Annotated in this window: 19 protein-coding genes; 11 read left to right on the forward strand and 8 right to left on the reverse strand. The window is 67.7% G+C overall.

What is annotated here, in order from left to right:
* Window positions 1-26 precede the first annotated feature (26 nt).
* The 3 genes from ABE543_RS09860 (at window position 27) to ABE543_RS09870 (ending at window position 2116) form a co-directional block, all read left to right on the forward strand.
* Entirely contained in the window at window positions 27-302 is a 276-nt protein-coding gene (locus ABE543_RS09860; RefSeq protein WP_053515509.1) for a polyhydroxyalkanoic acid system family protein, read from the forward strand.
* 80 nt (window positions 303-382) lie between these two features.
* Window positions 383-874 (forward strand): phasin family protein, encoded by a 492-nt coding sequence (locus ABE543_RS09865; protein WP_180876863.1) that lies wholly within the window; start codon window positions 383-385, stop codon window positions 872-874.
* 237 nt (window positions 875-1111) lie between these two features.
* Window positions 1112-2116, forward strand: a complete 1005-nt coding sequence (locus tag ABE543_RS09870) for a restriction endonuclease (protein WP_053515506.1) — start codon at window positions 1112-1114, stop codon at window positions 2114-2116.
* A gap of 24 nt (window positions 2117-2140) precedes the next feature.
* On the opposite strand, the gene hutC is transcribed toward ABE543_RS09870, so the two are convergent.
* Together hutC and ABE543_RS09880 are read right to left on the reverse strand one after the other, a co-directional pair.
* On the reverse strand, window positions 2141-2869 hold the full coding sequence (hutC, locus tag ABE543_RS09875; protein ID WP_053515504.1) for a histidine utilization repressor: 729 nt from the start codon (window positions 2867-2869) through the stop codon (window positions 2141-2143).
* A gap of 27 nt (window positions 2870-2896) precedes the next feature.
* A complete protein-coding gene (locus ABE543_RS09880) occupies window positions 2897-4267 on the reverse strand; it encodes a formimidoylglutamate deiminase (protein ID WP_346475636.1) in 1371 nt (456 codons plus the stop codon).
* A 67-nt stretch (window positions 4268-4334) separates the two neighbouring features.
* Here ABE543_RS09880 and hutI point away from each other — a divergent pair, with 67 nt between their 5' ends.
* The 6 genes from hutI to ABE543_RS09910 all read left to right on the forward strand — a co-directional run bounded on the left by hutI (window position 4335) and on the right by ABE543_RS09910 (window position 13443).
* On the forward strand, window positions 4335-5558 hold the full coding sequence (gene hutI / locus ABE543_RS09885; protein ID WP_346475637.1) for an imidazolonepropionase: 1224 nt from the start codon (window positions 4335-4337) through the stop codon (window positions 5556-5558).
* A complete protein-coding gene (gene hutH / locus ABE543_RS09890; RefSeq protein ID WP_053515500.1) occupies window positions 5555-7096 on the forward strand; it encodes a histidine ammonia-lyase in 1542 nt (513 codons plus the stop codon). The genes hutI and hutH overlap by 4 nt, the downstream gene beginning before the upstream one ends.
* Window positions 7093-7947 (forward strand): N-formylglutamate deformylase, encoded by an 855-nt coding sequence (hutG, locus tag ABE543_RS09895; protein ID WP_065176028.1) that lies wholly within the window; start codon window positions 7093-7095, stop codon window positions 7945-7947. Before hutH ends, hutG begins: the two co-directional genes overlap by 4 nt.
* Window positions 7944-9611, forward strand: coding sequence for a urocanate hydratase (hutU, locus tag ABE543_RS09900; RefSeq protein WP_346475638.1), 1668 nt, complete (start codon window positions 7944-7946; stop codon window positions 9609-9611). The genes hutG and hutU overlap by 4 nt, the downstream gene beginning before the upstream one ends.
* Before the next feature lie 139 nt (window positions 9612-9750).
* A complete protein-coding gene (locus ABE543_RS09905) occupies window positions 9751-11184 on the forward strand; it encodes a serine hydrolase domain-containing protein (protein WP_346475639.1) in 1434 nt (477 codons plus the stop codon).
* Between the two features lie 150 nt (window positions 11185-11334).
* On the forward strand, window positions 11335-13443 hold the full coding sequence (locus ABE543_RS09910) for a TonB-dependent receptor (protein ID WP_346475640.1): 2109 nt from the start codon (window positions 11335-11337) through the stop codon (window positions 13441-13443).
* Window positions 13444-13597: 154 nt separating this feature from the next.
* Here the strand turns inward: ABE543_RS09910 and ABE543_RS09915 are convergent, their stop codons facing one another.
* Window positions 13598-13978, reverse strand: coding sequence for a VOC family protein (locus tag ABE543_RS09915; protein WP_346475641.1), 381 nt, complete (start codon window positions 13976-13978; stop codon window positions 13598-13600).
* A 44-nt stretch (window positions 13979-14022) separates the two neighbouring features.
* Entirely contained in the window at window positions 14023-14604 is a 582-nt protein-coding gene (locus ABE543_RS09920) for a TetR/AcrR family transcriptional regulator (protein ID WP_111186136.1), read from the reverse strand.
* Between the two features lie 68 nt (window positions 14605-14672).
* On the opposite strand from ABE543_RS09920, the gene ABE543_RS09925 reads away from it, so the two are divergent.
* Window positions 14673-15218 carry a thioesterase family protein gene (locus ABE543_RS09925; protein ID WP_065176034.1) on the forward strand — a complete coding sequence of 182 codons (546 nt, stop codon included), beginning with the start codon at window positions 14673-14675 and terminating at the stop codon, window positions 15216-15218.
* A gap of 45 nt (window positions 15219-15263) precedes the next feature.
* Here ABE543_RS09925 and ABE543_RS09930 read toward each other — a convergent pair whose 3' ends face one another.
* Together ABE543_RS09930 and ABE543_RS09935 are read right to left on the reverse strand one after the other, a co-directional pair.
* The gene (locus tag ABE543_RS09930; protein WP_346475642.1) at window positions 15264-16055 is read right to left on the reverse strand and encodes an SGNH/GDSL hydrolase family protein; all 792 of its coding nucleotides are present in this window, start codon (window positions 16053-16055) and stop codon (window positions 15264-15266) included.
* Between the two features lie 30 nt (window positions 16056-16085).
* The gene (locus tag ABE543_RS09935) at window positions 16086-17048 is read right to left on the reverse strand and encodes a DUF2268 domain-containing putative Zn-dependent protease (RefSeq protein ID WP_346475643.1); all 963 of its coding nucleotides are present in this window, start codon (window positions 17046-17048) and stop codon (window positions 16086-16088) included.
* 138 nt (window positions 17049-17186) lie between these two features.
* On the opposite strand from ABE543_RS09935, the gene ABE543_RS09940 reads away from it, so the two are divergent.
* On the forward strand, window positions 17187-18170 hold the full coding sequence (locus tag ABE543_RS09940) for a hypothetical protein (RefSeq protein ID WP_065182916.1): 984 nt from the start codon (window positions 17187-17189) through the stop codon (window positions 18168-18170).
* Between the two features lie 123 nt (window positions 18171-18293).
* On the opposite strand, the gene ABE543_RS09945 is transcribed toward ABE543_RS09940, so the two are convergent.
* Window positions 18294-18911, reverse strand: a complete 618-nt coding sequence (locus tag ABE543_RS09945; protein ID WP_346475644.1) for a hypothetical protein — start codon at window positions 18909-18911, stop codon at window positions 18294-18296.
* A 240-nt stretch (window positions 18912-19151) separates the two neighbouring features.
* Complete coding sequence (locus ABE543_RS09950; protein ID WP_346475645.1) at window positions 19152-21614, reverse strand: prolyl oligopeptidase family serine peptidase; 2463 nt, start codon at window positions 21612-21614, stop codon at window positions 19152-19154.
* Window positions 21615-21654 lie beyond the last annotated feature (40 nt).

The following is a 21654-nucleotide window of genomic DNA, read 5'->3' on the forward strand; positions in this document are numbered from 1 at the left end:
CACCCCGCCCTGCGCCAGGAGCCTGCATGTCCACCATCGATGTCCGCCACGCCCACGCCCTGCCCGACGCACAGGCGCGCGAGGCGATCGAACAGGTTGCCGCCAAGCTGGCCGAGCGCTTTGGCCTGAAGTCCTCGTGGAGCGCCGATGTGCTGAATTTCTCCGGCAGCGGCGTGGACGGCGCGATCGAGCTGCAGCCGGGCGCCGTGCGGGTGACCGCCAAGCTCGGCTTCCTGCTGTCGGCAATGAAAGGCATGGTCGAAAGCGAAATCCAGCGCGTGCTGAAGGAAAAGCTGGGCTGAACCACGACAGCGGCCGTCACGGCCCTGCAACGGCGGCGCGCGCTACTCTCGGGGCAGGTCCAACTCCCACGGGAAGTGCGATGAACCGCTACGAAAACGACGACCGCCGCGACGACGACGCCACCTTTGGTGAACAGGCCGGACGCTTCTCACGCAAGCTGAGCGATTCGGCCCAGCAGGTCTGGCTGGCCGGACTGGGTGCGCTGGGCCGGGCACAGGCCGAAGGCAGCCGTTTCTTCGATGGGCTGGTGAAGGAAGGCGAGGCCTGGGAGGCCCGCCGCCGTGAGCGCGCCAGCGAGCAGGGCCCGGGATGGCGCGACAACGTCGAGTCCTCGCTGGATGAGGCGCGCGAGAAGGCCTCGGGCACCTGGAACAAGGTCGAAAAGGCCTTCGACGACCAGGTGCAGGGCGTGCTCAGGCGCCTGCATGTGCCCACCGCCGACGAGCTCACCGCGCTGGAGGCACGCCTGGACGCCCTTCATGCGCGCCTGGCCAAGCTGGAGACGCGGGCGGCCTCGGGCAGCGATGCGCCGGCCCCGGGCAGCCACCAGTCGCCGGGCAGCGTGCCCTGACGATGGATTGTTGCAATGCAATAAAATTTGCCTGACAATCGCGAGCAACCCGCCAATCGCTTCGCCTGCCGTTTGTTCCCTCCCCTCACGGCTTCAGGATTGGCGGGTTTTTCGTGCCTGCGGAACGCCGATCTGAGCGTTCCATCACGCTTGCTGTGGGGAACGTCCTGACCCTGCCAGGCAGTGCGCGCTTTACACTGTCTGCTTCCGTTTTCGCCCCTTCCGCGCTCTCCCTGCATGCTTCCCTGGATTCTGGCCCTGCTGTCGGCCCTGCTTATCTGTTCCCTGGCCGTCGTTCACCTGTGGTGGATCAAGCGGCGGCAGAAGGAGATGCAACTGGGCCTGCAGGCCTTGGCCGGCATGCACTGGCGGGAGTTCTCCGCGCTGGTCAAGCGGATGCTGCGCGAGCAGCGCGGCCTGCGCGAACTGGAGGTTCCTGCCGAGGATGCCCGCGAGCCCAGCAGCGATTTCCTGCTCAGCGATGGCCCCAATACCTGGCGGGTGTCCTGCAAGCATGGCCTGGCCTATCGCATCGGTACCGCTGCGGTGAACGAACTGGGCGCGGCAGCGCGGCTGGCCGGGGCCAAGGGCGGCGTGCTGATCACCGAAGGCCGGATCCAGCGCGATGGCCGTAGTGCCGCCGAGCTGCAGGCCGTGGAGGTGCTGGACGGCCCGCGCCTGTGGCCATTGCTGCAGCCCTATCTGCCGGCCGACATCGATGCGCGCGTGCGCGCCACTGCACGCCACGAGGCCCTGCGTCGCATCGCCATTGCCGCGTTGGCCTCGGTAACCGTCGGCCTGCTGGTCGGCCTCGGCCTGCAGGGCCTGCACCTGGCGTCACCGGCGCCGCAGGCGGTGACCGCCCCTGCCTCCGCCGACATCGCCGCCGCGGCGCCTGCCGCTGTCTCCCAGGCGCCCGCACCGGCAGCGGCGGCGCCTGCTGCTGCCGTTTCCACGCCGGCAGACGATGGCCACAGCGACCCCAACCCGGATATGGCGACCCTTGACCGCTACCAGGCGGATCTGGCCCGGGCGCTGGCTGGACAGCCCGGCATTGCCAGCGGCGTCTGGCTGACCCGGCAGACCCTGGCGATCAACCGCACCGGCGAACTTGACGATGTATGGCCGCGCGTCTGCACGCAGGTCCTGCGCTACCCCGCGCTGCGCACGGTGCGCGTGCAGCTCAATGCCCGCCCCGGCGTGGATGAGCCGGTGCGCTGGCGGCAGTGCGCGACGTATTGATCTGAACGCGCGGAAGCGTGCGCGCTAGCGCGCGCCGGGCGCGAAGCGGGCCACCAGATCCCAGGCATCGCCGAGGAACACCTGGCGCACGCGGGTGATGGGCTGTTCGCCCCGCCAGGTCAGGCGTTCGATCACCAGGCAGGCGGTGCCCGGCTTCACGTCCAGCAGGCGGGCAGACGCCGTGTCCGCACCCCACGCGCTGATGCGGTGCTGCGCCCGGGTCCAGGACACATTCTGCAGCAGCCAGCTGCCCGGCGCGGTGGTGCTGAAGTCCACCTCCAGCACCTCCGGTACACCCACCGGGCTGATCAACCGGTGCTCCAGCGCCAGCGGGCGGCCGTCGGCCAGATGCAGACAGCGCATCGCCAGCAGCATTTCACTGCCGGCCAGCTCCACTTCACCGGCATTGCCGGCGTCGGCCAGGCGCAGCTCGCGCTGCAGCAGCCGGTACCCGTACTGGTGGCCACGCGAGCCGACCTCCATCGCGATGTCCGGAATCTCCAGCGCCACCTGTTCCAGATGCGGTGGCTGCCGGGCGACGAACGAACCGGCCCGGCGGCGACGCTCGATCATGCCGCTCTCGGCCAGCGCGGTCAGCACCTTGTTGACGGTCATCCGCGAGCAGCCGTACTGCTCCATCAGTTCGTGCTCATAGGGGATGCGGAAACCCGGCGCCCACTCTCCGCTGAGAATGCGGCTTTCCAGGTCGCTGCGGATGCGCTGGTTGAGCGTGGCGGACTTGCTGGCCTTCACGTGACAGGTCTCGGTGGCGGGAAGCGATCAGCCCAGCACGCCGCGCAGGGCGGCAGCGAAGGCGGTGGTGATCGCCTCGCGCTGGAGGTGGCGGCCTTCGGCCACGCATTGGCGGCCATGGCGCCAGACCGATCGCAGCGCGCCATTACGTGCGGCGAATACCCAGCTGTCAAGCCATGCGTCATCCCGTCGCGCCTGCAACGCGGGATGTGCGGCGTCCAGTTCAAGCAGGTCGGCACTGGCTCCGACCTGCAGGCCGGCGGCCACGCCCAACGCCTGAGCGCCGCCGTGCAGCGCCCCCTCGAACAGGAATCTGCCGCTGCTGCGGCTGGCATCGGCAGCCAGCACGTTGCGCCCGCGCAGCGCCAGGCGTTGGCCGTATTCGAGCAGGCGCAGTTCCTCGGCCGCATCGATCAGCACGTTGGAATCGGACCCCACGCCGAAGCGCCCGCCTTCGCGTGCGAACGCCTGCATCGGGAACAGGCCATCGCCCAGATTGGCTTCGGTGATCGGGCACAGGCCGGCGACGGCCCGGCTGGCGACGATGGAGGCGCGCTCGTCATCGGATATGTGGGTGGCGTGCACCAGGCACCAGCGCGCGTCCACCTCGGTGTGCGCGTACAGCCACTGCACGGGACGCTGTCCACTCCACGCCAGGCAGGCGTCGACTTCGCGCACCTGCTCGGCGATGTGGATGTGCACCGGGCCCTCGTTCAACGGCAGCAGTGCTGCCAGTTCATCGCCGGTGACGGCCCGCAGACTGTGCGGGGCGATGCCCAGCACCGCATCGGGCAACGCAGCCAGCGCAGCACGGGCACGCTCCAGCAGCCGCGCAAAACCGTCCACGTCGTGAATCAGCCGACGCTGGGCCGGGTTCGGCGCTGCACCACCGAAATCGGCGTGGGCATAGAACACCGGCAGCAGGGTCAGGCCGATGCCGGTCTGTGCCGCGGCTGCGGCAATACGTGCACTCATCTCGGCCCGGTCGGCGTAGGGCCGCCCCTCCGCATCGTGGTGCAGGTAATGGAACTCGCCGACACGGGTGAAGCCGCTTTCCAGCATCTCCATGTATGCCTGGGCAGCGATGGCCTGCACTGCGTCCGGGCGCAGGCGGGCAAGGAAGCGGTACATCAGTTCGCGCCAGCTCCAGAAACTGTCGCCGTCGCCGCCCCCGATCTCGGTCAGGCCGGCCATGCCGCGCTGGAACGCATGGCTGTGCAGGTTCGGCAGGCCCGGCACTAGGATGCCGACCCGGGCATCCCCATCCTGCGCGGGCTGCCCCACGTCGATCGCGGCGATGCGCCCCGCCTGCACCTGCAGGCGGACATCGCGGGCCCAGCCATCGGCGAGCAGCGCGTGGGCGGCATGGAAACAGGACGGGGAACGCGAATCGGACATGGCTGGACAACCCGAAATGGACACCTATATTGTATAGACATATAAGCACAGCCGCAGTGTGGATGCCATGCATGTCGATATCCTCTGGTCCAACGTCCATCTGATCACCCTCGACGGTGAGGGCCTGGGTGTCCTCCGTGACGCCGTGCTGGCCTGCGCGGGCGGCCGCATCGTCCACGTCGGCCCGGCCGGCAGCGATGCCCATCTGCAGCCGACCACCCGCATCGACGGCGAAGGCCGCTGGGTCTCGCCCGGCCTGATCGACTGCCACACCCACCTGGTCTACGCCGGCAACCGCGCCAACGAATTCGAGCAGCGCCTGCAGGGTGTGAGCTATGCCGACATCGCCCGCGCGGGCGGCGGCATTGTCTCCACCGTGCGCGCCACCCGCGCCGCAACGCCAGCCCAGCTTGCCGCCGAGAGCCGTCCTCGCCTGCTGGCGATGCGCGCCGAGGGCGTGACCACGATCGAGATCAAGTCCGGCTACGGCCTGACCCTGGACGACGAGCGCAAGCAGCTGCAGGTCGCACGCGCGTTGGGCGAGGAGTGCCGGGTGAATGTGGTGCCGACCTTCCTGGGTGCCCATGCGGTTCCCCCGGGCCGCCAGGCGCAGGAGTACATCGACGAGGTCTGCGACGTGATGATTCCGGCCATCGCGGCCGAGGGCCTGGCCGAAGCCGTGGACGTGTTCTGCGAGAACATCGCCTTCTCCCCTGCGCAGGCGCGGCAGGTGTTCGACGCCGCACGCGCGAACGGACTGGCGGTGAAGATCCATGCCGAGCAGTTGAGCAACCAGCACGGGGCAGAGCTTGCCGCCGGCTTCGGCGCGCTGTCGGCCGATCACATCGAACATCTGGATGACGCCGGCATCGCCGCGATGGCGGCGGCCGGCACCGTTGCCGTGCTGCTGCCGGGCGCGTTCTATTTCACCCGCGATACCACCCCGCCGCCGATTGCCGCGCTGCGTGCAGCGGGTGTGCCGCTGGCACTGGCCACCGACAGCAACCCGGGCACCTCGCCGCTGACCAGCCCGCTGCTGGCGATGAACATGGGCGCGACCCTGTTCCGCCTGACGGTGGACGAGTGCATCGCCGGCTTCACCCGCGAAGCAGCGCGTGCGCTGGGCCATGGCGACCGCATCGGCCGCCTGGCCGTGGGCATGGACTGCGACCTGGCGATCTGGGACATCGACGCGCCCGCCGACCTGGTCTACCGCATTGGATTCAACCCGCTGCACGCGCGCGTGGTGCGCGGTCAGCCCGACCTGCCTGCCTCCTGGAGCAACACATGAGCAACACCCTGGTTCTTCGCCCCGGCCATGTCACCCTCGCCCAGTGGCGACAGGTCTATCGCGGTGCGCCGCTTGCGCTGGATCCGGCGGCGCTGCCGGTGGTACGCGCCAGTGCCGCCGCCGTGGCGGCCATCGTCGCCAAGGGTGCGCCGGTGTACGGCATCAATACCGGCTTCGGCAAGCTGGCCAGCGTGCGCATCGAGCGCGAAGACCTGGCCACGCTGCAGCGGAACATCGTTCTTTCGCACGCCGCAGGCGTGGGTGAGCCGATGCCCGCCAGCGTGGTGCGGCTGATGATGGCGCTGAAGCTGGTCAGCCTGGCCCAGGGGGCTTCCGGTGTGCGCGAGGAGACGCTGCTGCTGCTGGAGGCGATGCTGGTCAAGGGCGTGTTGCCAGTGGTGCCGGCGCAGGGCTCGGTCGGCGCATCGGGTGACCTCGCACCGCTTTCGCACCTGGCCAGCGTGATGCTGGGCGTGGGCGAAGCCTTCATCGGCGATGAGCGGCTGCCGGCCCGGGACGCACTGGCGCGGGCCGGCCTGCAGCCGGTTGAACTGGGCGCAAAGGAAGGCCTGGCCCTGCTCAATGGCACCCAGTTCTCCACCGCCTATGCACTGGCCGGCCTGTTCGAGATCGAGACCGTGTTCCAGGCCGCGCTGGTCACCGGCGCACTGTCGGTGGAAGCGGCGAAGGGATCGGATACACCGTTCGATCCGCGCATCCACGCCATCCGCGGCCAGCGCGGACAGATCGCCACGGCCGCCACGCTGCGCACGCTGATGCAGGACTCGGGCATCCGTGAATCGCATCGCGACAACGACGTGCGGGTGCAGGATCCGTATTGCCTGCGCTGCCAGCCGCAGGTGATGGGTGCGGCACTGGACATCCTGCGCCAGGCCGCCACCACGCTGGAAATCGAAGCCAACGGCGTGTCCGACAATCCGCTGGTGTTCACCGACACCGGCGAGGCGCTGTCCGGCGGCAACTTCCACGCCGAGCCGGTGGCCTTCGCGGCCGACATGCTGGCGATGGCGGTGTGCGAGATCGGTTCGATCAGCGAACGCCGCCTGGCCATGCTGGTGGATCCGGCACTGTCCGGCCTGCCGGCTTTCCTGACCCCGCGCCCCGGCCTGAATTCCGGCTTCATGATTCCGCAGGTGACCGCCGCCGCGCTGGTGTCCGAGAACAAGCAGCGGGCCTATCCGGCCAGTGTGGATTCGATCCCGACCTCGGCCAACCAGGAAGACCACGTGTCCATGGCCGCACACGGTGCGCGCCGGCTGATGCAGATGGCCGAGAACGCGGCCAATGTGATCGGCATCGAGCTGCTGGCCGCCGCACAGGGCTGTGACTTCCATGCGCCGCTGCGCTCCAGCGCTGCCCTGGAGAACGTGCGCGCCACCCTGCGCGCGCAGGTGCCGACCCTGCAGGACGACCGCTACTTCCACCCGGACATGGTGGTTGCCACCTCGCTCGTGCGCAGCGGCGCGCTGGCACGGGGCCTGGAAGCTGTCCTGCCGACCGTGGAGCCGCAGGCATGAATGCCCACCCCGAATGGCTGACGGTGCACGAGGGCGATGCCCCGCTGATCGTCAGCTTCCCGCATACCGGCAGCGAGCTGCCGCACGATCTGATCGGCGACTATCACTCGCCGTGGCTGGCGCGTCGCGACGCCGACTGGTGGGTGCACGAACTGTACGACTTCGCACGCGGCATGGGCGCGACCACCGTGCGGTCGGCGATCTCGCGTTCGGTGATCGATCTCAACCGCGATCCCAGCGGGGTATCGCTGTACCCGGGCCAGAACACCACCGGCCTGTGCCCGCTGACCACCTTCGACAACCAGCCGCTGTACCACGCCGGGCGCGAGCCGGACGAAGCGGAGATCGCGCGCCGTCGGGACACCTATTTCGCGCCTTACCATGACGCGCTGGCCGCGCAGATCGCGCGGCTGCGCGCACGTCACGGCACGGTGGTGGTGTATGACGCGCACTCGATCCGTTCGCATATTCCGCACCTGTTCGACGGTGAACTGCCGCAGTTCAATCTCGGCACCGCCGGTCCGTCCGGCGCACCGGATACCTCCTGCGACAACGCACTGAGCGACGTGGTGGAGAACCTGCTGAAGATCAGCGGCATGAGCCAGGTGCGCAACGGCCGCTTCAAGGGCGGCTGGATCACCCGCCACTACAGCAACGTGGCCGGCGGCGTGCACAGCCTGCAGATGGAGCTGGCCTGTCGCGGCTACATGCACGAACCCCTGCCGGACCAGGTGGACGAGCACAGCTGGCCCACCCCGCTCGACCCCGACCACGCCGCACCGCTGCGCCACACCCTGGCGCAGGTGCTCAATGCCTGCCTTGAATTTGCTACGAACCGGAGCGCCGCATGACCCGCAACGACCCGTCCCGCACCATCGCCGCGCCGACCGGCACCACGCTCAATGCCAAGAGCTGGCTGACCGAAGCACCGCTGCGCATGCTGATGAACAACCTGCACCCGGACGTGGCCGAGCGCCCGCAGGAACTGGTGGTGTATGGCGGCATCGGTCGCGCCGCACGCGACTGGGAAAGCTTCGACGCCATCGTCGAAACGCTCAAGCGCCTGGACGATGACCAGACCCTGCTCGTGCAATCGGGCAAGCCGGTGGGCGTGTTCCGCACCCACGCCGATGCACCGCGCGTGCTGATCGCCAATTCCAACCTGGTGCCGCGCTGGGCCAACTGGGACCACTTCAACGAGCTGGATAAGAAGGGCCTGGCCATGTACGGCCAGATGACCGCCGGCAGCTGGATCTACATCGGTGCGCAGGGCATCGTGCAGGGCACCTACGAGACCTTCGTGGAAATGGGGCGCCAGCATTTCGGCGGCGACCTGACCGGGAAGTGGCTGTTCACCGGTGGCCTCGGCGGCATGGGTGGTGCACAGCCGCTGGCTGCCGTGATGGCCGGCGCCTCCTGCCTGGCCGTCGAGTGCCGCAAGAGCAGCATCGACATGCGCCTGCGCACCGGCTATCTGGATACCTGGACCGACAATCTGGACGAAGCCCTGCGCCTGATCGACGAGTCGTGCAAGGCCGGTACGCCGAAGTCGGTGGGCCTGCTCGGCAACGTCGCCGACGTGCTGGCTGAACTGCTCAAGCGCGGCGTGAAGCCGGACCTGCTGACCGACCAGACCTCCGCGCATGACCCGGTGAACGGCTACCTGCCGCAGGGCTGGACGGTCGAGCAGTGGGATGAAAAGCGTGTCTCCGCCCCCAAGGAAGTGGAAAAGGCTGCGCGTGCCTCGATGGCCAACCACATCCGCGCCATGCTCGGCTTCCACGCGCTGGGCGTGCCGACAGTGGACTACGGCAACAACCTGCGGCAGATGGCGCTGGAAGAAGGCGTGGCCAATGCCTTCGATTTCCCGGGTTTCGTGCCGGCGTATATCCGCCCGCTGTTCTGCCGTGGCATCGGCCCGTTCCGCTGGGCGGCGCTGAGTGGTGACCCGGAAGACATCGCCAGGACCGATGCCAAGGTGAAGGAACTGATTCCGGACAACCCGCACCTGCACCGCTGGCTGGACATGGCCGCCGAGAAGATCAAGTTCCAGGGTCTGCCGGCGCGCATCTGCTGGGTGGGCCTGGGTGACCGCGATCGGCTGGGGCTGGCCTTCAACGAAATGGTCGCCAACGGTGAGCTGAAGGCGCCGGTGGTGATTGGCCGCGACCACCTGGACAGCGGCAGCGTCGCCTCACCGAACCGCGAAACCGAAGCCATGGCCGACGGCTCCGACGCAGTCTCCGACTGGCCGCTGCTGAACGCGCTGCTCAACACCGCCAGCGGTGCCACCTGGGTATCGCTGCACCACGGCGGCGGCGTGGGCATGGGCTTCTCGCAGCACGCCGGCATGGTCATCGTCTGCGATGGCACCGAGGCGGCCGCCAAGCGCATCGGTCGTGTGCTGTGGAACGACCCGGCCACCGGCGTGATGCGCCACGCCGATGCCGGGTATGAGATTGCCCTGGAGTGCGCGAAGGAAAAGGGGCTGGACCTGCCGGGCATTCTGGGCTGATCGTGACCCGGGTGTCGCCGGGCATGGCCCGGCGCTCCCGGCGCGGTACCTGCGATGCCGGGCATGGCCCGGCGCCATGCGCTTGACCCCGCCCCCGCCGCTGACCAAGATGCGCCATCGCCACTGACGGATCATCGCGATGTACCGCGCCCTTGCCGCGCTCTTCTGTGCCTTGACCGTTGCCCTGCCTGCTCTGGCGGGGGATGTTCGCAACGATCTTCCGACCCGGATGGATGCGCAGTTGCAGGCCAACCGCGAACGCTATGGCATCGCCGACCAGGCGGTACTGGTCGCACACAACGGCCAGGTGCTGTACCAGGGCGCCAGCGGTGAACGTGATCCCGCTACCCATTCACCGGCCACCGTCGATACCATCTTCGCCGCGCAGTCGATGGCCAAGCTGCTGACCAGCACGCTGGTGATGCAGCTGGTCGATGAGGGCAAGGTGGATCTGGATGCACCCGCCAGCCGCTACGTGCCGGACTTGCCCGCAGCATGGCAGGCGATCCGTGTGCGTGATTTCCTCAACCACAGCTCCGGTATCGGCGAGTACTACGAGCGGGTGGACAACCGCTGGGTGAGCAAGGGCTACACCGGTGTGGCGCCAGATCTTGCCGCTGCACTGAAGGTGGCCGGCGCGGCACCGATGCAGTTCGCCACCGGAAGCCGCGTGCAGTACACGCAGGCCAACTATCTGGTGCTGACCGCATTGCTGCAAACGCATTACGGCAGGCCCTACCCGGCAATCGCCCGCGAACGCATACTGCAGCCGTTGAAGATGGCCAGCACCTCGTGGGGTGTCGCCAGCGTGCCAGCCCTGCGCGCGGCCGTGCCGTACATCGGCAAGGATGGGCAGCTGCAGCCGGCCAACGAAGATCCGTGGCCGGACTACGGCTGGGGCCATGCCGATCTGCAGACCAGCGTGGGCGACATGAACCGTTTCCTGCAGGCGCTGGCCACCGGCAAGCTGCTGCGCACGGCGACCCTGGAAAGACTCTGGCAGCCGCAGAGACTGAGCGGTGGCGGCGGCAATTTCTTCTCCACCGGCTGGGACACCACCCGCAGCGACGGCTACACCCAGGTCGGTCACGATGGTGGCACCCGTGTACGTGCGCGATTGGCCTACAAGGGCACGCTGGCCAGCGGCTACTGGGTGTTCGTGTATCTGACCAACGGCAGCGCACGCAACGTGTGGTCGAGCACGCTGGTGGAAAGCACGATGGCGGTGGCCGCACCGAAGGAATTTCCGCATGCGGTGTTGTCCGAACGCTTGATTGCCTATGCGCTGGAAGATGATGCAGGCGCTGCACCGGCCCTGCGCACATGGTTGCGCGACAGCAGCGGCATCGCGGCCAACGAACTGGAACGCGCGATCAACACCGATGGCTACGCCATCTTCGCGAACCTCGGTGCGCGCAGCGCGTTGAAGGTATTCGCCCTCAACACCGAGCTGTATCCGGATTCGGCCAATGTGTGGGACAGCCTGGCCGAGTGTCATGCGGCATTGGGTGAGAAGGATGTCGCAGAGCGGCTGTATGCGAAGTCGAAGGCGCTGGCGAAACCGTCTTTGTAGAGCCGAGCCGATGCTCGGCTCCGTAAAAATAGCAGCCGAGCATGGGCTCGGCTCTACAGGTGCACCAGCCCCCATACGCCGGTGATGGGTGACGTGGCGCCGTCGACCTGTTAACTTTCGCGCCACTTTCATGGTTTACAGCATTTCCGCATGTCGCTCGCGCCGTACTGCCCTACCCCGTCGCTGCTGTTCCTGGCCGTCTCGTTTGGCCTGGCCCCAACCGCCCAGGCCGCCCCGCAGGCCACTACCCTTGATGCCGTGCAGGTCACTGCGGCCGATGCCAGCGCCCAGGCCCGCGAGGCGCTGAAGCGCGTACCCGGCGCCAGCAACGTCATCGACGTGGCCAAGGCCGACAGCCGACTGGCCAGCAGTGCCGATGTACTCGCCTTCCAGCCGGGCATCAGTGCGCAATCGGCCGGCAACGAAGGCACCAAGGTCTCGATCCGTGGCTCGGGCATCAATCGCGGCCCGGGCGCGCATGCCTCGGGCATTGCCGTGTCCCTCGACGGCCTGCCGTTGACCGGCCCCGGCGGCACGCCCTACGAACTGCTGGAACCGCTGTGGCTGTCGCGGGTGGAGGTGCTGCGCGGCGCCAACGGCTTCGAGCGCGGCGCGCTGGCGCTGGGCGGTGCCATCGACTATGTAAGCCGCAGCGGCCGTGATTCGGCCGGCATGCAGCTGCACTACGAAGCGGGCAGCCGTGGCTACCAGAAACGCGCCATCAGCTGGGGCGGTGTCAACGGCGATCTCGATTACTTCCTGGCCTACACCGATACCGAGTTCGATGGTTATCAGCGCCATGCGCGCGGTGACGGCAAGGGCGCGATGGCCAACATCGGCTGGCAGATCACGCCCGACCTGCAGACGCGTTTCTTCGTTCGCTACCGCGAAACCAATCACGAAACGCCCGGTCGCTTGACCCGCGATCAGATCCGCAACGATCCGCGAGCCGCGAACGCAGCCAACCTGGCCATCGATGCGCGCCGCCCGCAGCCGGGCAGTACCTGGGTCGGTAATGTCACCACGCTGCAGATCGACGAGGATTCTTCGCTGCAGGCCGGGCTGGTCTATCACACGTATCCGATGGACTTGAACGAGAGCCTGTACCGCCAGCAGCTGGACTACGCCAACCTCAACGCCACGCTGGACTACCACCACCGCCACCGGCTGTTCGGCCTGGACAGCCGAACCACGATCGGTCTGCGCGTCACCCACGATCTGGACGCCGATGTGCGCGAGTCGCTGCGCTTTGCCAGCAACGGCTATGCCGCCGGTACGCGCACGCGTGACTTCCGCCACCACGGCACCGACAGCACACTGCACGTCGGCAATACCCTCGCCTTCAATGACCGCCTGCGCATGCAGACCGGGCTGGCACTGATCAACACCCGCCGCGATGTGCAGGTGACCTGGCCGAGCAGCGGCGGCCGCCTGCGCGACCACGACTGGGACTACGCACCGCGACTGGGCTTCACCTGGCAGCACAGCGCTCAGACACAGTGGTTCGGCAACCTCAGCCGCTCGGTGGAAGCGCCGCATCCTTGGTCGATGATCTGGGGCTCGAACCAATACTTCGGGCCGGGCAACGGACCGTCCAGCGGGCGCCAGCGCGCGCCGGTGCCGATGCAGAACCAGACCGCCACCACGCTGGAACTGGGCGCGCGCGGTAACGCGGCGCTGGGTCGCTGGGAACTGACCGGCTACTACGCGCACGTGAACCACGAGCTGCTGAGCGTGGAGTTGCAACCGGTGCCGAACCTGTTCATCGCAGAAAACAACGCCAGCCCCACCGTTCACCGCGGCATCGAAGCCGGTTTGGACAGCACGCTGTGGCAGGCCGCGCCGGGGCGCCTGTCGTTGCGCCAAGCGTACACCTTCAGTGATTTCCGTTACCGCCACGACGCGCGCTTCGGCAGCAACCGCCTGCCGGTCCTGCCGCGCCACAGCTACCAGGCCGAGCTGCGCTTCGATCATGCCTCCGGCCTGTACGCCGCGCTGAACACCGAATACGCCTCGCGCATCGCGGTGGACTACGCCAACAGCTACTGGGCCGACAGCCACTTGATCTTCGGCAGCCGCATCGGCTACGACGCACCCGGTGGCCGCTGGCAGGCGTGGGCGGAGATGCGCAACCTCGGCAACCGCCACTACGCGGCCACGGTCACGCCGGGCTACGACGACGCCGGCAAGGATGTCGCCCGCTCCACGCCTGGCGAAGGCCGGGGCATCTATGCAGGCGTGCGCTGGCGTTTCGATTGATCGCCCCGGGCGGCGCCGGGTGTGATCCGGCGTCGTCGTTTCAGCCACTTCGACGACGTACCCGGCAGCGTCCCACCGCGCGAACCATCGCTGGCGTGAGCTGTTGCGTGCGCTTGTGCTTGTCAGCGTGCGGGCGCCGAAACACCTGGCTGCGTCACTCCGGCCGCGCCTTGGTCACCGCTTCGATGCGATGGCCATCGGGGTCGACCACGAATGCCGCGTAGTAGAAGTCACCGTAATCGGGGCGCGGCCCGGGCGCACCGTTGTCAGCGCCCCCGTTGGCCACGGCGGCTGCGTGGAAGGCATCCACGGCCGCTGCCGAGTGCGCGGCAAACGCTACGTGGAAACCGGGACCCGGCGCTGCGGCGTCATCACGCAGCTTCAGGCACAGCGCATCCTCATCATCGACCACCCCATAACCGATCGCGGTCTCGTCCTCGAAGACCCGGCGAAACCCAAGCGTGGCGAGTGCGGCATCGTAAAAGCGGCCTGCGGCATCGAGGTCACGGACGCCGAGGGAGAGGTGGTGCAACATGGGGACGTCCTTGCCGGGCACGCAGCAGCGCGTTCGCGTTGATTCTAGCGCGCAGGTGGCGCGACAGCCCTGAGCAGCTGCGCGGCGACCTGGTCAAACGGAGCGATATCCTGCAGCGCGCGGCACATCGCCACCGCGCCTTCCACGCTGGCAATCACCAGGCTGGCCAGCTCACCCGCAGCGGCTGGCGCATGTCCTTCGGCGACGAGCGCCCTGGCGAGATGATCGTGCCAGCGCGCGAACACCTCGGCAGCTGCCGCGCGGGGCTGGCTCGGCACCGCGTCCATCGGCTCCTCAACGGCAGCGGCCAGCACCGGGCAACCCGCGCGGAACCCGGAGCGCAGCAGGCGCTCGCGCCACATCGCCAGGAACTGCTGCAGGCCCTGCACTGCGCCGCCCTTCAGCAGCGCCACCAGCAGCGCTTCCACCTTGTCGCCGGCCATAAGCGTGGCGCGCGCCAGCAGCTCCTGCTTGCCGCCGGGAAAGTGGTGGTAGGTGGACCCCAGCGGCGCGTCGGCCAGCTTGGTCACTTCACGGATGCTGGTTGCGTTCAGCCCGACCCGAGCCAGCATCTGCGCGGCGGCATCGATCACGCGCTGGGGAGCGTCGGACGTTCGCGGACTCATGGCTGCGCCTTGATAAGACAGTCGTCATAGACTAGCGTACCGTCGATTCTATAACACCCGTAATAATCATGAATCTCTGGTTCCGCCTGCTCCATCTGCTGCTGTGCAGTCTGTTCCGGCCCAGGCTGGAGGCGCCTTTCGGCGTGTCGCGGCTGCAGTTCCGGGTGCTGCCCAACGATCTGGACAGCAACCTGCACATGACCAACGGCCGCTACTGGAACATCTTCGATCTGGGCCGGTTGGACCTGATCCTGCGCATGGGCCTGGGCAAGGTGGCGCTGCGCGAGAAATGGGCGCCGATCGTCGGCGCCGGCACCATCCAGTTCCGCCGCGAGCTCCGGCCATTCCAGCGCTTCACCCTGGAAACACGCCTGGCCGGCTGGGTCGGCACGCGCGTGATCATGGAGCAGCGCGTGCTGGTCGGCGACGGCCAGAAGATCGCCACGCGCGCCCTGCTGGTCACCGGCATCTATGATCGCCGCGCGCGTGCATTCGTGGGCATGCAGCAGATGATGGACGCCATCGGTTCGCCGTTGCCGCCCTCCCCCGCACTCAGCGCCGCCGCCGAAGCTCTGCTGGCTGCCGACGCCGCGCTGAAGCGCGACGACGACTGAGTTCCCGCCATCACGTCCCGACCTGCGGCATGTTCCTGCCGACCATCACCGGGCGGCGCGCCTCGCCAGTGCCTGGTTGATCGCAGCCTCGGCCAGCGGTGCCATCACCGCGTAGCCTTTCGTGGTGGGATGCACGCCGTCGCCGGCCAGGTCGGCATCCAGACCGCCCTGCGCGTTGGCCAACGGCGTGTGGTAGTCCAGGTAGACCAGCTGTTGTTCGTCGGCATGGCGTTTCAGTGCACGGTTCAATGCACGCACCTTCGCGGCGGGCTCGATACCAGGCATCCAGGGGTACTCGCTGACCGGCAGCACCGAGGCCAGCACCACGCTGATGCCCTGCGCTTTCGCCAGCGCCACCATCGCCTGCACGTTGTCTTCGATCATCGCCTGCGTGGCCTGGCCGGTATTGCCGGCGATATCGTTGGTGCCGGCCAGGATCACCACCACCTGGGGATGCAGCGCAAGCACATCCTGCGGGAAGCGAACCAGCATCTGCGCCGTGGTCTGGCCACCGATGCCACGATTGAGATACCCCTTGCCGGGGAAGAAGGCGGCACTGCCCTCAGCCCCCCAGCCCTCGGTGATCGAGTCGCCGTAGAAGATCACGCGTGGCTGTCCGGGCCGGGCAGCAGGCAGGGCTGCGTTGGCGTCACGATAGCGCTGCAGCTGCGGCCAATCCGCCAGACGCTGCTGCATGAAACGGACTTCGTCCGGCCGCAGCTGGTCCACTGGCCGTGTCAGCAGCGGGTTGATGGCGGGTGCCTCGGCCGCGTTCACGCCGCCGGTCATCGCCAATGCCAGCGCGATGGCGCCGGCCGTCAAAGCAGGAATGCGCATGCCGATCTCCCGTAGCGTTCTGTTCCGCACTCAGCGTGCCGCAGCGCGCGCGGCCACGCCAATCACCTTCGCCGGCATCCACATGCCCGGCGTCCAGCCACTGGCCGCCAGGATCGCCTTCGGATCGTCCTGTTCGATCAGGGCGCGTACCGCTTCGCGCTTGTCCCTGGCCTGCAGGTAGTACGCCTTGGCGATGCGGTAGCCCACCCAGTAGCCCAGATCGTAGGGCGCGTCGGAGCCGGGCGTGTAGTTGTACAGCCAGGGCGAAAGGTCGGTACTGTCCAGGTCCAGCGCGAATGCACTTTCGATGTGCACTTCCCTGCCCCGCGTCCATGCCGCGTGGCGTCCGTTGCCGACGTTGCCGGAAACCAGTTCGGTGATGAACTCGGCCACGCCTTCGGCCAGTGACAGGCGCAGCACCGTCGCACGCGGATCGCCCTGCTCGAAATCGATCGCACCGGTCTGCTGGATGTGCACGTACTCGTGCGCGATCACATGCACGAAGCGGTCCTGCACATTGGGGTTCATGAAGTCAGCCGCGCAAAGGGCTTCCAGCCCGATCAGCACGCCCCCCGGATGGGTCAGGCCGACCGGGCGACCGCGCCCGACCATGATCGCGACCGGTGGAAACCTCGCCTGCGGATAGATCGCCTGCAGATTGGCAAACACCTGCACCAGCCGCTGGCGTACCGCAGGCAGTTCATCCAGGCAGGTCCGGCCATTGGCGTACATCGCCGGGTCGCGACGCATGGCGTCGGCGATGCGCTCGGCGGTGACCCGTCGCCGGCTCGCGAACTCGCCCAGGCTGGGGGTCCCTTCGGCCAGGTACTGCGCCAGCTGCGCCACGCTGGGCTGGCCATCGGTTGTGTCGTAAAGGGCATAGAAGCGGCTGGCGTCGGAAATCAGGATCTCCGGCCCTGGCGCTGCACCATGGGCCACGCCGGCCGTCCCGGCCAGCGCCAGGGCAAGCAGGCCACGCAGGGAAACGAACATCGATCCGTCCTTGGTGGAGACAATGCCAGGCAGGCAATCTATCACTGCGCCCCCTTCGCCGCAGCAGGCGGGTGCGGCCGTTACGCCCCTGTGCCAGACTCACCTCGGCATCTGCCATGGATGATGGCGCACCGCACGATGATGATCGTTCCCGCGTACTGGGCCGAAGCCCGCCTGCAGGCCCGTTTCCGCGGCCGGCCGGTGGTCGTGCGTCGCTTCGGATGGTCCGACACAAGCCCTGCCGACGCTCAGGCACACGCCGAGCGCCGGGCCAACGAAGCGCTCAATGCCATCCTCGCCGGGCAGGCACTGCCGCGCCGCGAGGTCCGCAGCAACTACGGCGTGGAAGGCGTGCCGATCCGCGAGCAGATCGTGCAGCGCGATGGCGGCGTGGTGATCACCCGCAACAGCTACGGTGCGCTGTGCCTGAACACTCCGGACGTCCTGTTCGCCGACATTGACCACCCGCAACCACCGGCAGGATGTGTGATGCCCGTCGTCATCACGGCAACCCTGCTGCCTGCCGTTGCCCTCATCGGCACCCTGCTCTGGCACTGGCTGGTGGGGCTGGTACTGGGCGTGGCAGCCGTGGCTCTGGTGAATACCGCGATGCTGATGCAACGCAGGCGTCGCCTGGCCGCTGCCGGTGGCGCCGAGGGCGTGGCCCTGCAGCGGGTTGCGGACTTCAGCAGGCAGCACCCGGACTGGCATCTGCGCGCGTACAGGACGCCGGCCGGGCTGCGGATACTGGCCATGCATGCCACGTTCTCCCCCGGCGACGAGGCGCTGCAGGCGTTCTTCAACGCACTGGGCACCGACACGCTGTACGCGCGCATGTGCCGGCTGCAGCACTGCTTCCGGGCCCGGCTAACACCCAAACCATGGCGTGTCGGCCTGAAGTACCGCATCCGCCCGCCCGCCGCCGCGTGGTCGGCCGAGCAGGCCGACAATCCGGACCGACTGGCCTGGATTACGGAGTATGAAAGCAAGAGTGACGGCTTCGCTGCCTGCGCCTATCTGCGCAGCTTCGGCGACACCACCCGGGTACATGCCAGGGCCGAGCATGTGCGCGACCTGCATGATCGCCTTTCGCACGCGCAGGACCGCCTGCCACTGGCGTGAGCGCGGATGCCCAGGCAGCGCTCTCCACGCACAACTTCCCTGCTGGGGCGCCTGTCCGGCCGCACCGCGATCGACCTGTCGCTGTCGAGTCTGCACCGTTGATCGCAGAGCATCCGTGGATGATCAATCTGCGGTTTCCTTGCGCAGCGCCCCGCAACGCAGCGCCTCCTGGGCAATGTCGTCTCGTAATCTGTTCTGCAACCAGCTGATCCTGAAACGTTCGCGGCTGGGTTCCCCCGCAGGCAGCAGCGCCATCAGTGCATCGCTCAACGCCGGACGCCACTGCTCCTGCGCGCCTGCCAGAACGTGCTGGTCGAAGTTCGTCGATGACACGCGCTTCCATGGCAGCATCATCGCGTACTGGGATGTGGACACCAGCACGGTTTCCGGGCGGCCCGGACGGCTTACGACCACGGTCATGCTGGGATGGTCGTCAGTCCAGAGGCCGCGGAAATGCGCTGCAACGCGCTCCTGCAGACCTTGCCCGGCCAGCGCCCGGCGTGCCCAGGCCTGCTGCTGGGCGAACGAGCATCTGGCCGGCGGCGTGCTGCGCAGCTGTGGATCCAGCGTCAGCATGGTGGACCGGTCCAGCCGCGAAGCGATCAGATCCACCGTGGCGTCGCGGGTCAACGGCGCTGCCTGCAGCGCAGCCTCGAACGCTGACATCGCGCCGAACGGCAGCAGCTCCGGCACCCGCGGTTGCACGTCGGGCGGGTCAACCACCTGTACACGAGTGGTCACGCCGTAGGCATCGCGCCGGATGACCCAGCGCTCAGATACGGAACCCCAGCCAGACCAGTCGTACGTGACGTGCACGCTCATCGGCCGCTGGACCGCCGTGGCCACAGGAGAAACCAACAGCGGAGCGAGCGCCAACATCCATGCCTTCATGTGACTTCCCCGGCTCTGTACTACAGCAGCCGACCATGGCTCGGCTCCACAGGATGCAGGAAGGCCGCCCGAGGGCGGCCTTTCCATTCCTCACTTGGCGTTCTTCACGTAGGTGTCGAACCAGTTGAGCATCTCCGCCACCAGCTGCTCGTTCGACTCCAGCGCCGTATACCAGTGCGGCTCGTTCGGCAGCATCACCAGGCGGGTGGTGCCGCCGTTGCCACGGATCGCCTGGTACAGCTTGCGCGACTGGAACGGCTCGGTACCCGGATTGGCATCGTCCTCGCCATGCACCAGCAGCAACGGCAGCTTGATCTTGTCGGCGTAGAAGAACGGCGATGCCTTCAGGTAGACATCCTGTGCCTGCCAGACCGAACGCCGCTCGTTCTGGAATCCGAACGGAGTGAAGGTCTTGTTGTAGGAGCCGCTGGTCGCCACGCCCGCCTTGAACAGGGTGGTATGCGCGATCAGGTTCGCGGTCATCAGGCCGCCGTGGCTGTGGCCGGTCACGCCGATCCGGTTGCGATCCACCACGCCCATGTCGACGGCCTTGTCCACGGCCGCCTTGGCATCGGCTTCCAACTGCTCCAGGTAGGTGTCGTAGGCGTTCCTGGGATCACCGACAATCGGGAACGAGGCATTGTCGATGATCGCGTAGCCGGCCAGCAGCATCAGGCGGTACGGCTGCAGGCGGGTGAACGTCTGCTGCGAACCGGAGACCTGCCCGGCCTGCGCGGCATTGGCGAAGTCTGCCGGATAGGCGTAGAGGATGGCCGGCACGCGCTGGCCTTCCCGGTAGCCGGGCGGCGTGTACAGGGTGAACGACAGGTCCACGCCGTCGGCGCGCTTGTAGGTCACCAGCTGCTTCTTGATCTGCCGCACTTCAGGCGTGGGGTCGACCAGCTTCGTCAGGGCCGTCGCGGTGGAGGTGTACTGCGCCTCGCCCTGCTTGGCGTCCGCCACAGCATCGCCCTGCTGGCGCAGGAAGGCGTTCGGCGGGTCCATCACCGACTGGTGCCACGTCAGGTAGCGGCCGGGCGTATTGCTGAAGCCCAGGAACTGCTCGTAGGCATCGGCATCGCTGCGGAACAGGCGCTCACTCTTCAGTGTGGCCAGGTCCAGACGGTCCAGGAACGGGCGATCCCCCTGCGGCGAAGCGCCCTGCCCGCGCAGGAACACGTACGTCCCTTCCTGCCGCACCACCGGTGCGCCATTGGGCAGGCGCTTGAACACCAGGTTGCCCGGATCGCCGTACAACTCGTCGCTGGACATGTCCCACAACAGGCGGCCCTCCTGCCGGGGCTTGTCCACATCGACGATGCGGGTCTGCACCCAGTGCCGGTTCTCGTCATTCTCGAACTGGAACGACACGGCCGGGTCCGCCGTCCAGGCAATGCCTTCGAAGCGCTGCGCGGTACGCGCGATCTCCACCGGCTTGCCGGTGAACGGCGCCTTGAGCATGAGCACGCGGTCACGGTGCGGCACACTCACTTTCCAGTCGCCCTTGTCCAGTGCTTCGGCATACACCAGCGTCGCCGGATCGGTGGAGCGCCAGTCGAAACCGCGCGGCCCCTCCGGCACGCCGTGCACCGGCACGCGGTCGGCCAACGGCAGGCGGGCGATGGTGGTCGTGCGCCCACTGCTGACATCCAGTACCGCGACGTCGTTGGCGAAACGCTGGTAGGTAACCGCATGCGAGAACGGTGGCTTGATCGACTCGGTCAGCACATGCACGCCGTCTGGCGCCGCACTGACATCGTTGTAGATGGCCGGCTGGCCGACCGTTCGCACGGTGCCCGCCGCGGTATCCACCACCGCCAGCTGCGAGGCCCCGTAGTAGGCGAACAACGCTTCATCATGCACGCTGGTCAGCGTGTCGCGTGCCTCATAGGTGCTGCTCTCGCCACTGCTGCCGAGCGACTCCTGTGCATCGGGTCCGGTCGGCACGCCGCCATCGGACGGCGCCGGCCCCTGGTTGGCCGGTACCAGTTTCACCAGCAGTGTCTGGCTGCCACCCAGCCACTGCACGGTGCTGCCGAAAATCGGGTTCAGCTGGACGTTCGGTACCTGCTTGACCTGACCGGTGGCGGCATCGCCCACCCACAGCTGCACGCTGGTCTCGACCGCGTTCTGGAACGCGAAGTGGCTGCCGTCGGCCGACCACAGCGCGCCACCGGCACAGCCCTGCGGCAGGTTGACCTTGGTCTCCTTGCCGCTGCCGATCTCGACCAGGGTGAAGTCGGCCACGCAGGCCGGTATGCCATAGCCTCCGGGCGTGTCATGGCGGCTGCGGTTCTTCGGCTCCAGGCGCACGCCGGCCAGTTTCAGGTAGGGCTGCGCCACCCGGCTGATCGACGGATAGGTCTGCGCGGTGGTCAGCAACAGACGCTGGCCACTGGGGTCCACGTTCGGCATTGGCGGCGGCGGTGCCTTCAGCACCTTCAGCAGATGCTCCGGCGGCTTGGCATAGTCGGCCCATGCCGGGCCTGCAGACAACAGCGTGACGGCAACGACGGCAATGGCAGCCGCCAGAGAGGTACGACGGATGAGCATCCTTATCCCCTGGTAGTGTCGGGCTGCCCGCGAAGCGGGC

This window comes from Stenotrophomonas sp. TWI169, from assembly GCF_039674705.1.
In the GTDB taxonomy this organism is placed as follows: domain Bacteria; phylum Pseudomonadota; class Gammaproteobacteria; order Xanthomonadales; family Xanthomonadaceae; genus Stenotrophomonas; species Stenotrophomonas maltophilia_P.

Excerpts from the sequence above, each read along its gene's own strand:
- ABE543_RS09860 (WP_053515509.1), top strand. The coding sequence starts at position 27 with ATGTCCACCATCGATGTCCGCCACGCCCACGCCCTGCCCGACGCACAG.
- ABE543_RS09865 (WP_180876863.1), top strand. The coding sequence starts at position 383 with ATGAACCGCTACGAAAACGACGACCGCCGCGACGACGACGCCACCTTT.
- ABE543_RS09870 (WP_053515506.1), top strand. The coding sequence starts at position 1,112 with ATGCTTCCCTGGATTCTGGCCCTGCTGTCGGCCCTGCTTATCTGTTCC.
- ABE543_RS09880 (WP_346475636.1), bottom strand. The coding sequence starts at position 4,267 with ATGTCCGATTCGCGTTCCCCGTCCTGTTTCCATGCCGCCCACGCGCTG.
- hutI (WP_346475637.1), top strand. The coding sequence starts at position 4,335 with ATGCATGTCGATATCCTCTGGTCCAACGTCCATCTGATCACCCTCGAC.
- hutH (WP_053515500.1), top strand. The coding sequence starts at position 5,555 with ATGAGCAACACCCTGGTTCTTCGCCCCGGCCATGTCACCCTCGCCCAG.
- hutG (WP_065176028.1), top strand. The coding sequence starts at position 7,093 with ATGAATGCCCACCCCGAATGGCTGACGGTGCACGAGGGCGATGCCCCG.
- hutU (WP_346475638.1), top strand. The coding sequence starts at position 7,944 with ATGACCCGCAACGACCCGTCCCGCACCATCGCCGCGCCGACCGGCACC.
- ABE543_RS09905 (WP_346475639.1), top strand. The coding sequence starts at position 9,751 with ATGTACCGCGCCCTTGCCGCGCTCTTCTGTGCCTTGACCGTTGCCCTG.
- ABE543_RS09910 (WP_346475640.1), top strand. The coding sequence starts at position 11,335 with ATGTCGCTCGCGCCGTACTGCCCTACCCCGTCGCTGCTGTTCCTGGCC.
- ABE543_RS09915 (WP_346475641.1), bottom strand. The coding sequence starts at position 13,978 with ATGTTGCACCACCTCTCCCTCGGCGTCCGTGACCTCGATGCCGCAGGC.
- ABE543_RS09920 (WP_111186136.1), bottom strand. The coding sequence starts at position 14,604 with ATGAGTCCGCGAACGTCCGACGCTCCCCAGCGCGTGATCGATGCCGCC.
- ABE543_RS09925 (WP_065176034.1), top strand. The coding sequence starts at position 14,673 with ATGAATCTCTGGTTCCGCCTGCTCCATCTGCTGCTGTGCAGTCTGTTC.
- ABE543_RS09930 (WP_346475642.1), bottom strand. The coding sequence starts at position 16,055 with ATGCGCATTCCTGCTTTGACGGCCGGCGCCATCGCGCTGGCATTGGCG.
- ABE543_RS09935 (WP_346475643.1), bottom strand. The coding sequence starts at position 17,048 with ATGTTCGTTTCCCTGCGTGGCCTGCTTGCCCTGGCGCTGGCCGGGACG.
- ABE543_RS09940 (WP_065182916.1), top strand. The coding sequence starts at position 17,187 with ATGATGATCGTTCCCGCGTACTGGGCCGAAGCCCGCCTGCAGGCCCGT.
- ABE543_RS09950 (WP_346475645.1), bottom strand. The coding sequence starts at position 21,614 with ATGCTCATCCGTCGTACCTCTCTGGCGGCTGCCATTGCCGTCGTTGCC.